The organism is Flavobacterium luteolum (assembly GCF_027111275.1).
Taxonomy (GTDB): domain Bacteria; phylum Bacteroidota; class Bacteroidia; order Flavobacteriales; family Flavobacteriaceae; genus Flavobacterium; species Flavobacterium luteolum.
Window position 1 is genome coordinate 3,272,501 of sequence record NZ_CP114286.1, and the last position, 14,507, is coordinate 3,287,007.

General features: G+C 34.0%; 10 protein-coding genes (1 of these 10 cut by a window edge). 9 read left to right on the plus strand and 1 reads right to left on the minus strand.

Annotation, left to right across the window (positions count from 1 at the left end):
* On the minus strand, positions 1-1,010 hold the 5' end (the start) of the coding sequence (locus OZP10_RS14065; protein ID WP_281631420.1) for a tetratricopeptide repeat-containing sensor histidine kinase. The gene continues 1,180 nt to the left of window position 1, outside the view; 1,010 of the gene's 2,190 nt are visible here — the first part of the coding sequence; its start codon is at positions 1,008-1,010; its stop codon lies beyond the left edge, outside the window.
* Positions 1,011-1,308: 298 nt separating this feature from the next.
* Between OZP10_RS14065 and OZP10_RS14070 the strand changes: the two genes are divergently transcribed.
* The 9 genes from OZP10_RS14070 to OZP10_RS14110 all read left to right on the plus strand — a co-directional run bounded on the left by OZP10_RS14070 (position 1,309) and on the right by OZP10_RS14110 (position 14,506).
* The gene (locus OZP10_RS14070) at positions 1,309-1,746 is read left to right on the plus strand and encodes a PepSY-like domain-containing protein (RefSeq protein ID WP_281631421.1); all 438 of its coding nucleotides are present in this window, start codon (positions 1,309-1,311) and stop codon (positions 1,744-1,746) included.
* Between the two features lie 139 nt (positions 1,747-1,885).
* On the plus strand, positions 1,886-2,917 hold the full coding sequence (locus tag OZP10_RS14075; RefSeq protein WP_177210597.1) for a LacI family DNA-binding transcriptional regulator: 1,032 nt from the start codon (positions 1,886-1,888) through the stop codon (positions 2,915-2,917).
* A gap of 283 nt (positions 2,918-3,200) precedes the next feature.
* A complete protein-coding gene (locus tag OZP10_RS14080; protein ID WP_281631422.1) occupies positions 3,201-5,354 on the plus strand; it encodes an alpha-glucuronidase family glycosyl hydrolase in 2,154 nt (717 codons plus the stop codon).
* Positions 5,355-5,369: 15 nt separating this feature from the next.
* Complete coding sequence (locus OZP10_RS14085; protein ID WP_281631423.1) at positions 5,370-6,107, plus strand: SDR family NAD(P)-dependent oxidoreductase; 738 nt, start codon at positions 5,370-5,372, stop codon at positions 6,105-6,107.
* 118 nt (positions 6,108-6,225) lie between these two features.
* On the plus strand, positions 6,226-7,389 hold the full coding sequence (gene uxuA / locus OZP10_RS14090; RefSeq protein WP_281634764.1) for a mannonate dehydratase: 1,164 nt from the start codon (positions 6,226-6,228) through the stop codon (positions 7,387-7,389).
* Between the two features lie 325 nt (positions 7,390-7,714).
* The gene (locus OZP10_RS14095; RefSeq protein WP_281631424.1) at positions 7,715-10,585 is read left to right on the plus strand and encodes a glycosyl hydrolase 115 family protein; all 2,871 of its coding nucleotides are present in this window, start codon (positions 7,715-7,717) and stop codon (positions 10,583-10,585) included.
* A gap of 46 nt (positions 10,586-10,631) precedes the next feature.
* Positions 10,632-11,741 (plus strand): endo-1,4-beta-xylanase, encoded by a 1,110-nt coding sequence (locus OZP10_RS14100; RefSeq protein WP_281631425.1) that lies wholly within the window; start codon positions 10,632-10,634, stop codon positions 11,739-11,741.
* Between the two features lie 275 nt (positions 11,742-12,016).
* On the plus strand, positions 12,017-13,450 hold the full coding sequence (locus OZP10_RS14105; RefSeq protein WP_281631426.1) for an MFS transporter: 1,434 nt from the start codon (positions 12,017-12,019) through the stop codon (positions 13,448-13,450).
* A 21-nt stretch (positions 13,451-13,471) separates the two neighbouring features.
* On the plus strand, positions 13,472-14,506 hold the full coding sequence (locus OZP10_RS14110; RefSeq protein WP_281631427.1) for a glycoside hydrolase family 43 protein: 1,035 nt from the start codon (positions 13,472-13,474) through the stop codon (positions 14,504-14,506).
* Position 14,507 lies beyond the last annotated feature (1 nt).

A 14,507-nucleotide genomic window follows, 5' to 3' on the forward strand; every position in this document is an offset into this window, starting at 1 on the left:
GCATTTTTAAAATCATCTTGTTTGATAGCAATTTTTCGCAACTCATCACAGATATCTATTTGATTTTGAAGTAATCCGAAGCTGGCTGATTTTTGTAGAGCTTCTGAAAGAATTAATTTTGCCTCATTATATTTTTTTTCAGAAATATAACAGTTGGCAATGGTGCATCTTGAAATAATAGCCAATTGGTTTAGTTCGTTTTCATCAGCAATAACAACTGCTTTTTGATACATTTTTAATGCACGATCGTATTTGTTCTGCAATTGATAGTTTTCGCCTAAACCAAGTAGAATAATGGCTTTTCCTTGAAAGTTATTGGTTTTTTCGCAGAGTATTTTTCCTTTTTTATAATAGATAATTGCGTTATCATAATCTTTCAGTCTCGAATAAAGGTCGCCAATATTGATATAACTTCCGAGAATTATTTCTGAATCATCTTTATATTCCAAACATTGCTTAAATAATTTTAAAGCATTTTGATAATCGCCCAGCTCTGTATACGTTTGTGCTAAACCATGTGTATGAGTATAAAAAAGATTTTTTTCATTGTATTTTTGAGAAGCCTCGATACCTTTAAGATGCCATTTTTTACTTTCATTAAACAATCCTTTTTTATTGTAATTAATAGCCAAAAGATTAAAACCTAATGAAAAAAGTCGGCTTTTTAAAGAGTCATTTGGAGTTGTATTGTATTTAAAAGCTTGATTGGTATAATAAATAGAAGAATCGATTATTGCTCTTTTATTGAAGTAGTAAGCAAGAAGAAGATTTGTACTCGCAATTGATCGGTTATCTATTTTCGATTTTAAAAGCAAATGCGCTTTTCTGAATGCTTTTTTTTCTTCGCCGTTATTATACAAATCATAAAGACTCAGAATTTGAGAATTCTGCTTAGTATTTAATGATTTTTTGACATCAAATGTCTTCTTTTTATTTTCAATCTGTGCTTGGAGACTGAAAGATAAAAAGACGAATAGCATTAAATAAAACCTTTCCGACCAGATTGCCATACGTTTTTGGTTTGTACTCTAAATGGTATTAGAATAAATTTTAAAGTTTTGTAAACTTGGGGTTTAAGGACTGCTTCTCTTGATTGGTAAGTAAAAGTACTACAAATCAATCGAAAAAATCTTCTAAAAAAATAAAATTTTTAAAGGAAGTTGTGAAACGGAAAACTGTATAAAATGATTTAAATTATTTGTAAATCAGTGTTTTATGATTTTTGAAAAGACTAAATGTTTCTTAAATAAATTTGAATGTAAATTTTCTTACAGTAAATTAGTGAGGCTATATTTAAACGAATGAATCATGAAAAAGAGAATATTTTTAGTCATAGGATTGTTAGTATTATCAATCTCGACTAGCGCACAAAAGAAAATAGAAGTGACAGAACTGCCAAAACCAGCACAAGATTTTTTAAAGAAGTATTTTAGTCATACAACTGTTGAAATTGCTAAAAAAGACGCAGAGCATGGAGAAAAGGGGTACGAAGTGAAACTGAAAGACGGCACGGAAGTAGAGTTCTGGAAAGATGGATCATATAGAGAAGTGGACGGCGGAGACAATCCAATTCCGACCGCTTTTATTCCAGAAAATGTAAAAGCTTATGTAGCCAAAAATCACCCGAACGAAAAAATAACGCACATCGACTATGGACATAAAGATTTGGATGTCGATTTGACTAATAATATTGATTTGGAATTTACTAAGGATGGTAAGATTTTAAAAGATAAGAAGGATGATTAATTTTTTAATTTATTCTAAAATGCTCTGGTTTGTTTTCACTTTCATGCTTAAATCAGGACATCTTAATTTGTAGCCTATTTTTTTGTAAATAGTAACGTGAAAGAAAATAGTTTATATTTACATTTCTATTTTTTATTTCATGGAAGAAAATAAACATGTAACGATTTACGATATTGCCGAGAGACTTAATCTGGCAACATCTACTATTTCACGAGCTTTAAAAGACCATCACACTATAAGTGATAAGACGATAAAAAAAGTGAAAAAAACTGCTGAAGAAATGGGATTTGTCCCAAATACTTTAGCAGCAGGTTTGCGTGGAAATAAAACAAGAACCATTGGTGTTTTAATTCCCACTGTTACACAGCCCTTTTTATCTTCTTTAATTAGCGGAATCGAGATCACAGCTCAAAAATCGGATTATACCGTGATCATTATGCAATCGCATGACTCGTATGAAGAAGAAGTAAATATGGCTAAATCTTTGTATTCCAATCGTGTGAGTGGTGTAATCTGTTCTTTGGCAATGGAAACTAGAGATACAGCACATTTTCAGCAGTTTTCAAACAATAATATTCCATTGGTTTTTGTTGACAGGGTTCCGAAAGATTACAATACTTTTAGGGTTGTAATTGATAATTATACAGCTGGTTATAAAGCGACAAAACATCTTATTGAACAAGGTTGCATTCGTATTGCCCATTTAACGGCTGGTTCAGAATTAGGTAATTTATATAACGAAAGAAAAAGAGGTTACATAGAAGCCTTAAAAGATCATAACATCGAGGTAGAAGAAGAATTGATCATTAGCTTAAATTCTGTTACTTACGAAGATGGAGTAAAAGCCAGTAACGCTTTGTTTGATTTAGATCCAATTCCTGACGGTTTATTTGCACCTGGAGATATTTTGGCCGTGAGTGCTATTCAGACTGCTAAAAAACGTGGCATTAAAGTGCCGGAGGAATTCAAAGTAATTGGTTTTAATAACGACCCGATTTCGCAGATAATAGATCCGAATTTATCGACTATTACGCATCCTGCCGAAAAGATGGGAAAAGCAGCAGCAGATATTATTATAAAAAATTTGAAATCATCTAAAAATGATGATGATGCCAAAGAAATTACATTCTTAAATACAGAAGTCTTGGCAAGAGAATCTTCGCAGAAATAGAGTCAAAAAAGAAAGGATTTAAATAGTAAATCCACCCCGTTAAAGCAGGATAGTTTTTATAATTATCCTGCTTTTATTTGTTATATAAATTATTTTTTTGAAAAAAAGACGGCTAAAATTTTTTTCTTAAATAACAATCTTATATTTTTACGCAACCGATTGCAATTGTTGTTTTATTTAGAATAATGTATTTTTTGAATTAAATTTTTGTCAAATACTTTTAAACGGAAATAAAATATTTGATTCTTTCGGAAAGATGTTTTGAAGAATTAAATTTAAGCCAATGACCTTATTAAGATTTGTATTATTGTTTTTTCTGGTTTCCTTTTCGGCTTTAGCACAAAAGGATTATAAATTGTGGCTTCAGTATAATACGGTAGTTAATTCTACAATAGCTGCAGAATATAAAAACACCTTTAAAGGAATTGTTCTTTTAGGAAATTCCGAAACCATAAAAATTGCAGGAAAAGAACTCAAAACAGGATTTTCGGATATGTTAGGAAATATTCCTCAAATCAATCCAGATATAAAAGGAGAAAATAATCTTATTGTTGGTTCAGAACCGAATTTAAATACCGAAATCAAAAACGAATTAAAGTCTGATTTTGATAAAATAAATAGCGAAGGATTTATCATTAAATCTATTTCGATTAAAAACAAAAAACAAATTATTATCACAGGAAAAAATGATGTAGCGGTTTTATATGGAGTTTTTAATTTTCTGAGAATATTGCAAACCAATAAATCTGTTAAGAATTTAAATAGTACTGATTCCCCGAAAACCAATATTAGAATCCTTAACCATTGGGATAATTTGGACCGAACAGTTGAAAGAGGTTACGCTGGATTTTCGCTTTGGAACTGGCAGAAATTGCCTGATTTTATTGATCAGCGCTATATTGATTATGCTAGAGCGAATGCCTCAATCGGAATCAACGGAACGGTTTTGACCAACGTAAACGCCAATGCTTTAATTCTGACTCCTCAATATTTAGAAAAAGTTGAAGCCTTAGCCGATGTTTTTAGACCTTATGGTATAAAAGTTTATTTAACTGCAAGATTTTCGGCTCCTATTGAAATTGGAAAACTAAAAACTGCCGATCCAAAAGATCCTGAAGTGATTGCTTGGTGGAAAAATAAAGCTGCAGAAATTTATAAACGAATTCCTGATTTTGGGGGTTTTTTGGTAAAAGCCAATTCAGAGGGTCAGCCTGGTCCACAAAATTATGGACGAGATCATGTCGATGGCGCTAATATGCTGGCAGATGCTGTTGCTCCTTTTGGCGGTATAGTTATGTGGAGAGCGTTCGTCTATTCAGAACATGATGCAAATGATCGCGCCAAACAGGCTTATGCTGAATTTCAACCGTATGATGGAAAATTCAAAGAAAATGTAATCGTTCAGGTTAAAAATGGAGCTATCGATTTTCAGCCAAGAGAACCTTTTCATCCTTTATTTGGAGCAATGCCGAAAACGCCTTTAATGATGGAATTTCAAATCACGCAGGAATATTTAGGTTTCAGCACACATTTGGTTTTTCTGCCAAAATTATTTCAGGAAGTTTTAGAATCTGATACATATCAAAAAGGAAAAGGTTCAACTGTTGCTAAAGTTATTGACGGCACTTTATATCAAAATAAATTAACGGGAATTGCAGGCGTTGCAAATATTGGAAATGATTTAAATTGGACAGGCCATCCTTTTGCACAGGCAAATTGGTATGGTTTTGGGCGATTGGCTTGGAATCCGTATTTAGATTCTGAAATTATTGCTGATGAATGGTTAAGAAGTACTTTTTCAAACGATGAAAATTTCATAAAACCTGTAAAAGATATGATGATCAAATCGCGTGAAGCAGTTGTTAATTATATGACACCACTTGGTTTGCATCATATTATGGATACGGGACATCATTATGGACCTGGGCCTTGGGTTTCTAATTTATCAAGACCAGAATGGAATCCGACCTACTATCATAAAGCAGATAAAAACGGAATTGGTTTTGACCGCTCAAAATCTGGCACCAATGCTGTTTCGCAATATGCACCAGAAGTTGCAAATGTTTTTGATAATTTAGAAACCTGTCCAGAGAAAGATCTATTATGGTTTCATCATGTTTCGTGGGATTATAAATTGAAAAACGGTCAGACGCTTTGGAACGGTATGGCGTTGAAATATCAGGAAGGTGTAAATCAGGTTGCAGCAATGCAAAATGTTTGGAATAAGGCAGAAAAATATGTTGACAGCGAACGTTTTAACGAAGTAAAAATGTTGTTAGAAATTCAGCATAAAGAAGCAGAATGGTGGCGTGATGCCTGCTTATTATATTTTCAGCAATTTTCAGGAAAAGAACTTCCGGCTGGAGTTGAAAAACCAACAAAAACTTTAGAGTATTTTAAATCATTAAAATTTCCATTTGCCCCTGGAAATGGATAGTATATAGTAAAAATTATGAGTAAAAAAACGGCAATAGTAACCGGAGGAAATTCAGGTTTAGGATTCGCAACAGCAAAGAAATTATGTGATAACGGAATCACGACCTACATCATCGGAAGATCAAAAGAAAAAACTGAAGATGCCTGCAAAGAAATAGGCGAGAATGCCATTCCGGTAATTTTTGATTTAAATGATCTAAAAGGAATTCCTGCGATGATTGAAAGTATCACAAAAGAAAACCCAATCGATATTTTGGTAAACAATGCCGGAATCAATATGAAAAAGGAATTTGCAGATGTGACTGATGAAGAATTTTTATCAATTATTCACACGAATCTTTTGAGTGTTTTTGCGGTGAGTAGAGAAGTCGTAAAAAACATGAAAGAAAACGGAGGCGGAAGTATTGTCAATATAAGTTCAATGGCATCACAATATGGAATTCCAAAAGTAATTGCGTATTCGTCAAGCAAAGGCGCAATCGAAGCTATGACTCGTGCTATGGCGGTTGAATTGGCTCAGTTTGGCATTCGTGCCAATTGTATTGCTCCGGGATTCATCAAAACTAAAATGTCATCGACAGCTTTAGACAATGATCCTGAAAGAAAAAATAAAGTGTTAGGCAGAACGCCAATGGGATATTTAGGAGAACCGTCTGATATTGCAGATGCAGTTTATTATTTCGCTTTAAGCGAATCAAAATATACTACTGGTACGGTTTTACCTGTTGATGGCGGAAATAGTATAGGATTTTAAGTCTAGATGAAATAGCTCGCAAAGGCGCGAAGCCGCAAAGTATTTTTTCTTTAAGTTTTTTTAAATAAAACTTTGTGACTTAGCGCCTTCGTGGCATAAAAAGAGAAGTATGATAAAAATGCAGCAAACCATGAGATGGTTCGGTTCAAACGACAATGTAAAGCTGATTGATATTCGACAAGCTGGCGCAACAGGAATTGTAACGGCATTGCATCAAATTCCCGTTGGTGATGTTTGGACAATTGAAGCGATAAAAGAAAGACAAGAAATCATTCGCAAGTATGGTTTGGAATGGACTGTGGTTGAAAGTCTTCCTGTTCACGAAGAAATCAAACGTGCTTCGGGAAATTATCTGCAATACATTGAAAATTATAAAATCAGCTTGCAGAATCTGGCCGAATGTGGAATCAAAATTATAACCTATAATTTCATGCCGATTTTGGATTGGGTAAGAACCAATCATAATTTTATAAATGAAGATGGAAGCAGAGCTTTACTTTACAATCAGGATGCATTTACTTATTTTGACGTTTTTCTTTTAAAAAGGCCAAATTCAGAAAATGATTATTCAGAAACTGAAAAAGAGAAAGCTTTGCAGTTTGGAAATCAATTGGCTGAAGATGAAAAAGCATTGTTGTTTAAAAATGTTTTATTAGGACTTCCTGGAAGTAAAATCAATTTTACAGCAGAACAGATTTTGTCCCTTTTAGAAAACTATGCCCAAATCGACAATCAAAAGCTGCGAGAAAATCTGATTTATTTTTTATCTGAAGTAACTCCAATTGCGGAGAAAAACGGGCAAAAATTAGCGATTCATCCAGACGATCCGCCGTTTTCGGTTTTAGGACTTCCAAGAATTGTTTCGACAGAAGCTGACTTGAAAGCTATTTTCAGCGCCGTTCCTTCAACAGCAAATGGATTGTGTTATTGTACAGGTTCTTTAAGTGCCGATCCAAAAAATAATCTTGAAAAAATAATAGACGATTTTGGAGACAGAATTCACTTTTTGCATCTGAGAAATACTATCCGCGAAAGCGAAACTATTTTCAGGGAATCAGAACATTTAAACGGCGATGTTAAAATGGAAGTGATTATAGAAAAATTACTTTTATTAATGAATAAAACGAAAACAAGTCTCCCAATGCGACCAGATCACGGTTTTCTGCATAGAGTTGATGAAGAAACGGAAACTTATCCAGGTTACTCTTTAACGGGAAGACTGAAAGGCTTGGCTGAGTTAAGAGGTTTGGAAATGGGAATTGGTTATAAATTGGGTTTATAAATAAAGTTAAGTATCCTAACATTTTTTTTAATCTGTTAGGTTTAAGATTATAAATGTACTGTTTTGTCATTTCGACGTAAGGAGAAATCTTCGCAAGAAACTCTACAAAGATTGGGTTTACGTTGCGGAGCTACTAACGAAGATTTCTCCTTACGTCGAAATGATAAAATGAGCAAAAAAGAAAAACGCACTGCTTGTCATTCCGAGGAACGAGGAATCTCCGTGAGAAACTCTACAAAGATTGGATTCTCGTTATGGAGCTACTTGCGGAGATTCCTCGTTCCTCGGAATGACAAAACATAACGAAAAATTGAAATATATTTCTATGTTTTTAAAAATTAAAACTTCATATCTAATTGTATTACTTCTCCTAATCGGATTAAGTACAAATTCGTACGCTATAAATCCTGATAAATATGTAGTAAATCAGGCTTCTGCTGAAAACTTTCCTTTAGTCAGTAAAGGAAAAACGGCTTCGATTTTAGTTGATGATAAAGATTATTCAGGAGTTTTAAAAGTAACAGGACATTTAGAAAATGACATTTTTCAGGTCTCCGATTTACATCCGAAAAGAATTAAAAAGATTTCGGAAGCAGAAGATTTTGTTGTTATAATTGGAACATTAGGGAAAAGTAAAATTATCGATCAATTAGCGAAAGAAGGCAAAATAGATGCTAGAGAACTTCAAGGAAAATGGGAGAAATTTACAACCCAAATTGTCGAAAATCCGTTTAAAGGAATCAAAAAAGCGTTGATAATTGCAGGTTCAGATAAACGAGGAACGATTTACGGAATCTACGATTTATCCAATCAAATAGGTATTTCGCCTTGGTATTATTGGGCAGATGTTCCAGTTAAAAAACAATCAGAACTATATGTTTTGCCTGGAATTTATTCGCAAGGAGAACCAAAAGTAAAATACAGAGGAATTTTTATAAATGATGAAGCGCCTGCACTTACAGGCTGGGCATTTGAGAAATTTGGCGGATTCAATTCAAAATTCTACGATAAAGTTTTTGAATTGATTCTGCGAATGAAAGGCAACTATTTATGGCCAGCAATGTGGGGCAGAATGTTTTATGTCGAAGATCCGCAGAATGCTGTTTTGGCTGATGAATATGGAATTGTAATGGGAACTTCGCATCACGAACCATTAACAAGAGCACACGCCGAATGGGGAAAATCAAATGGAAAATGGGATTTTAATTCCAATTCGGATGCTTTGATTAATTTCTGGAAAGACGGAATTAAACGAATGGGAGACAAAGAAACTATCGTTACAATCGGAATGCGTGGCGATGGCGACGAACCTATGACCGAAGGAACTGCGATTGAATTATTAGAAAATATCGTAAAAACTCAAAGAAATATTATTGCAGAAGTTACGAAAAAACCTGCTGAAGAAACGCCACAAATGTGGGCGCTTTATAAAGAAGTTCAAGATTATTACGACAAAGGAATGACTGTTCCAGACGATGTAACACTTTTATTGTGTGATGATAATTGGGGAAATATTCGAAAACTTCCTGAACTAGATGCAAAATCAAGAAAAGGCGGTTACGGAATTTACTATCATTACGATTATGTTGGTGGGCCAAGAAATTATAAATGGATCAACACCAATCAAATTGAGCGAACTTGGGAACAAATGGATTTGGCATATCAATACGGTGTCGATAAAATCTGGATTGTAAATGTCGGCGATATCAAACCAATGGAATTTCCGATTGAGTTTTTCCTAGATATGGCTTGGAATCCTGAAAATTTCAATGCTGGAAATTTGGAGCAATATTATGTGGATTGGGCAAAAGAGAATTTTGGCGATCAGTTTGCGGGAGAAATTGCTGAAATTTTAAAGTTATACACTAAATATAATTCACGAAGAAAACCAGAATTGCTAGATGCTAAAACGTACAGCATAACAAATTATAATGAAGCAGATAGAGTTGTAGCAGATTACCAAAAATTGGTTGAAAAAGCCAATTCAATAAATGAAAAATTAAAACCAGAATATAAAGATGCTTTTTACCAGCTGGTTTTATTTCCTGTTTTGGCAAGTTCGAATTTGAATGAAATGTATGTGGCACAGGCTAAAAATCAATTATATGCAGAACAGGGAAGAGCATCAGCAAATGATTATGCTAAAAAAGTAAAAGAGTTATTTGAAAAAGATGCCGAACTCACGAATTATTATCATGCCCAATTAGCAAATGGAAAGTGGAATCACATGATGTCACAAACGCATATTGGATATGATAATTGGCAGCAGCCTGAAAAAAATGTGATTCCGAAAACAAGAACTATCGAAATCCCGAATAAAGCAGAAGCTGGAATTTCTATTGAAGGTTCTTCAAAATATTGGATTGATAATAAAGAAGAAATTGTAATGACAACTTTGAATTCATTTGAAGGAAGTAAAATTACATATGTAGATTTATTTAACAGAGGAAATAAAGCCTTTGACTTTAAGATTACTTCAAAAAACAATTGGCTAGAGGTTTCAAAATCAGAAGGAAAAATTGATAAAGACGAAAGGATTTTTGTTGTAATTAATGGAGAAAAAGCGCCAAAAGGTAAAATTAGATCGAAGCTTATTATCACAACCGGAAAACAAAAAATTGAAGTTATTGTAAAAGCGGAAAATAATGATTTAAAGAATGCAAAGGGTTTTGTAGAGAGTGAAGGTTTTGTGGCCTTTGAAGCTCAAAGTTATTCGAAAGCAGTAAATGCTGATTCAATAAAATGGACTCTAATCTCGAATATTGGAAAAACATCATCAGGAGTAACCTTAAAACCTTCGAATAGTAAACAGATTGAAATCTCGGAACAGTCTCCAAGATTAGAATATAACGTTTATTTTTTTAATAAAGGAAAGATAAAAGTAAATGCCTATTTTTCGCCAACAATCAATTTTAAAAAAGGAGATGGTTTGAAATATGGAATTGGCTTTGACGATGAGAAACCGCAAATAATGAACCTCAATGCAGATTCTTCAGAAAAGGCATGGGCAGAATCGGTTGCGAATAATATTAAGGTTATAAGCTCCACGCATGAAATCGAAAAAGCAGGAAGTCATGTTTTGAAAATCTATGCAATTGATCCAGCTTTGGTGCTTCAAAAAATTGTAATTGAAACTGAAGAAGGAAAAGTTTTGCAGTCGTATTTGGGACCGCAAGAGAGTTTTAGGAAGGAATGACAAAACTAAACGAATAAAAAACGATTAACTATTTAAACCAAAAGATATGAAATGTATTAAACCTTATTTATTTGCCGTCACGGTTTTGCTGACTGTCAGCTGTACGTCGCAAAAAGAAACTGCTTCACTAAAAGATGCTTACAAAGATGATTTTTACATTGGAACAGCTTTAAGCGCGAATCAAATCGAACAAAAAGACAAAAAAGAAGATTCTTTGATTCGAAAAGAATTTAATGCAATTACGGCAGAAAACATCATGAAATCTATGTTTACGCATCCGCAAAAGGACAAATATGATTTTACTTTGTCTGATAAATTTGTGGCGTATGGAGAAAAGAATAAAATGTTTATTCACGGACATACTTTGATTTGGCACAGTCAATTGGCACCTTGGATGGAGAAGATTGCCGACAGTACAGAAATGAAAGCGTTTATGCAAGATCATATTACGACGATAGTTTCGAAATACAAAGGCAGGATCAATTCTTGGGATGTTGTAAACGAGGCGTTGAATGAGGATGGAACTTTGAGACAATCTGTTTTTTTTAAAACACTTGGAGAGAAATATCTGGTGGATGCTTTTAAATTAGCTGCAAAAGCAGATCCTAAAGCAGAATTGTATTACAACGATTATAATATTGAAGAACCAGCAAAAAGAGCAGGAGCGATTGCCTTAATCAAGAAAATAAAAGCAGAAGGCGGAAAAGTAGACGGCGTTGGGATTCAGGGACACTGGAGATTGCAAAGTCCGTCAATTGAAGAAATTGAAAAAAGCATTTTGGAATATTCAGCATTAGGAATCAAAGTAGCTTTTACAGAATTGGATATTACCGTTTTACCAAACCCGTGGGATTTAAAAGGAGCAGACGTAAATCAGAAATTTGAAGGAAATGCCAAAATGAATCCATATCCAGAAAAATTGCCAGATTCTATTCAAAACAAGCTCGCAGAACGTTATGAATCGATTTTTAAGCTATTTTTAAAACATAAAGACAAAATCAGCCGTGTGACTTTTTGGGGAGTTCATGATGGACAATCCTGGTTAAATGACTGGCCAATAAAAGGAAGAACCAATTATCCGCTTCCGTTTGACAAAGATTTAAAACATAAACCAGCTTACGACAGTATTTTAAAGTTAAAAGAAACTAAAGAATAAATACTAAAAAAGCGTAGGTTTTGAGAAAATGATCAACAATCGGTTGTGATATGAAAAATTACTTAAATAAAGTAAACTAAATTTGCATAATATGTTTTTTTGTCTAATTTTACACAACCGATTGTTTAAAATATAGTTCGCTTTCCTGCAAGGTTTTCTTAACCTTGCAGGTATAAAATTGAAGAGCAGTTTTAATCAATAGGAAACCTACAAGGTTATGAAAACCTTGCAGGAGTAAAAACTAACTAACCAACAAAATGACCACAAACCCACCAATGACTAAAATTTCACAAAAACTATCCATTAAAGAAAAAATTGGATACAGTTTAGGAGATCTTGCTGCCAATCTCGTTTTTCAGACTTTGATGACGTATCTAGCATATTTCTACACCGACATTTACGGATTATCACCAACAGATTCGTCGATCATTATGCTGATTGTTGGATTAATAGCAGCTTTTATTTTTAATCCGATCATTGGGGTTTTGGCAGACAGAACGAATACCAAATGGGGAAAATTTAGGCCTTGGATTTTATTAACTGCAATTCCACTCGGAATAGTCGCGCTATTAGCATTTTCAACACCTGATTTCTCATACAAAGGAAAAGTGATTTATGCGGTTATCACCTATACTTTGCTGCTGCTTTTTTATGCCGGAAACAATCTGCCGTATTCTGCTTTAAGCGGTGTTATTACGGGCGATATGAAAGAACGAAACAGTATGTCGTCCTATCGTTTTGTGGCAGTTATGTTTGCTCAGTTTTTTGTTCAGGTTTTTATGCTTGGCATCATCAAAAGTGCCGGAAACGGAGATAAAGCTATCGGAATCGAAAAAGTAATGACTGCATTGGCGATTATTGGAACTATCATGCTTTTAATTACCTTTTTAACTACAAAAGAAAGAATCATTCCGAAACCAGAACAAAAGTCAAGTGTAAAAGAAGATTTAATCGATTTAATCAAAAACAGACCTTGGGTAATTATGCTTTCGCTAACGACTTTGGTTTTTGTGACTTTGGCAATGAAAGGTGGTTCTTATGTGTATTATTTTGAGAATTATGTTGATAAAGAACAATTAGCCATTTTTATTCAGCCTATTCTCGATACTTTATCCAATATCGGATTGAATCATTTTGGAAATGATCCTGTTTCTGCAGGTTTCGGTTTATTCAACGCAGGCGGAATTATCTTTATGATTGTTGGCATTACACTTTCTAAAAATCTGGCAGACAAATACGGAAAACGAAATGTTTTTGGGGTGTTTTTATTCATTTCGACTTTATTCATTATTGCATTCTATTTTTATCCGCCAACATCAATTAGTCTGATGTTTTTCTCTCAAATATTACATGGATTTTTCTACGGAATCACCATCCCGATTCTTTGGGCAATGATTGCCGATGTAGCCGATTATTCAGAATGGTTAAATAACCGCCGCGCAACTGCTATTATATTCTCGGCAATGATGGTTGGGCTAAAAACGGGATTAAGTGTTGGAGGTGCTTTAACTACTTTGTTTTTAGGTTATTTCCATTACGTTCCAAATGCGCCTGAACAGTCTCAAACAGCCATAAACGGAATCAAATTACTAGTGAGTATTTTCCCTGCAATCCCTTTTTTAATTGGAGCTGGATTGCTGTTTTTCTATAAAATCAATAAAGAAATGGAAGTGCAAATCGAAACAGAACTAAAAAAAAGAAGAACTTAATTATTTAAACAAAATATAACTATGCCTGAAGATAGCATTGAACACATTAATTTTGAGGAAATTAATGACCTGGCGATTTCAAAGCCTTTAGTGTCCCATATGTACACAGCCGATCCTTCGGCGCATGTATTCAACGGAAAAATTTACATTTATCCATCTCATGACATTGATGCCGGAATTCCGTTTAATGATAATGGAGATCATTTCGGAATGGAAGATTACCATGTTTTTTCTATGGAAGATATTTCATCAGAAGTAGTTGATAATGGTGTTGCGTTGCATGTAAATGACGTTGCTTGGGCTGAAAAGCAAATGTGGGCACCTGATGCGGCTCATAAAAACGGAAAATATTATTTGTATTTCCCAGCTAAACGGGCTAACGGAATTTTCCAGATAGGAGTTGCCATTTCAGATTCGCCAGTTGGACCTTTTGTTCCTGAAAAAGAAGCAATAAAAGGAAGTTACAGCATTGATCCAGCCGTTTTTGAAGATGAAGATGGCAAACATTATATTTATTTTGGAGGAATATGGGGCGGACAGCTTCAGAAGTACCGTAATAATCAATACGATCAAAATAACGAAGAACCTTTGGCAGCAGAAAAAGCTTTAGGACCAATCGTAGCTTTATTAAGAGATGATATGCTTGAATTTGCGGAAGAACCAAAAGAGATTAAAATTTTGGATGAAAACGGAAATGAGATTCTTGCAGGCGATAACGACCGTCGTTTTTTTGAAGCTTCATGGGTTCATAAGTATAAAGGAAAATATTATTTCTCGTATTCAACGGGAGATACCCATTTTATCTGTTATGGTATTGGAGATAACCCTTATGGACCGTTTACGTATCAGGGAAGAATCCTGAATCCTGTTGTAGGCTGGACATCGCATCATTCAATTTGCAAAGTAGAAGGTGAATGGTATTTGTTTTATCACGATTCTAGTTTGTCAAAAGGAGTAACGCATTTGCGAAGCATGAAAGTTACCAAAATCGATTATTTAGAAGACGGTTCGATTATCACAATAGATCCTTACGGCATAAGAAGATTATTTGATTAAG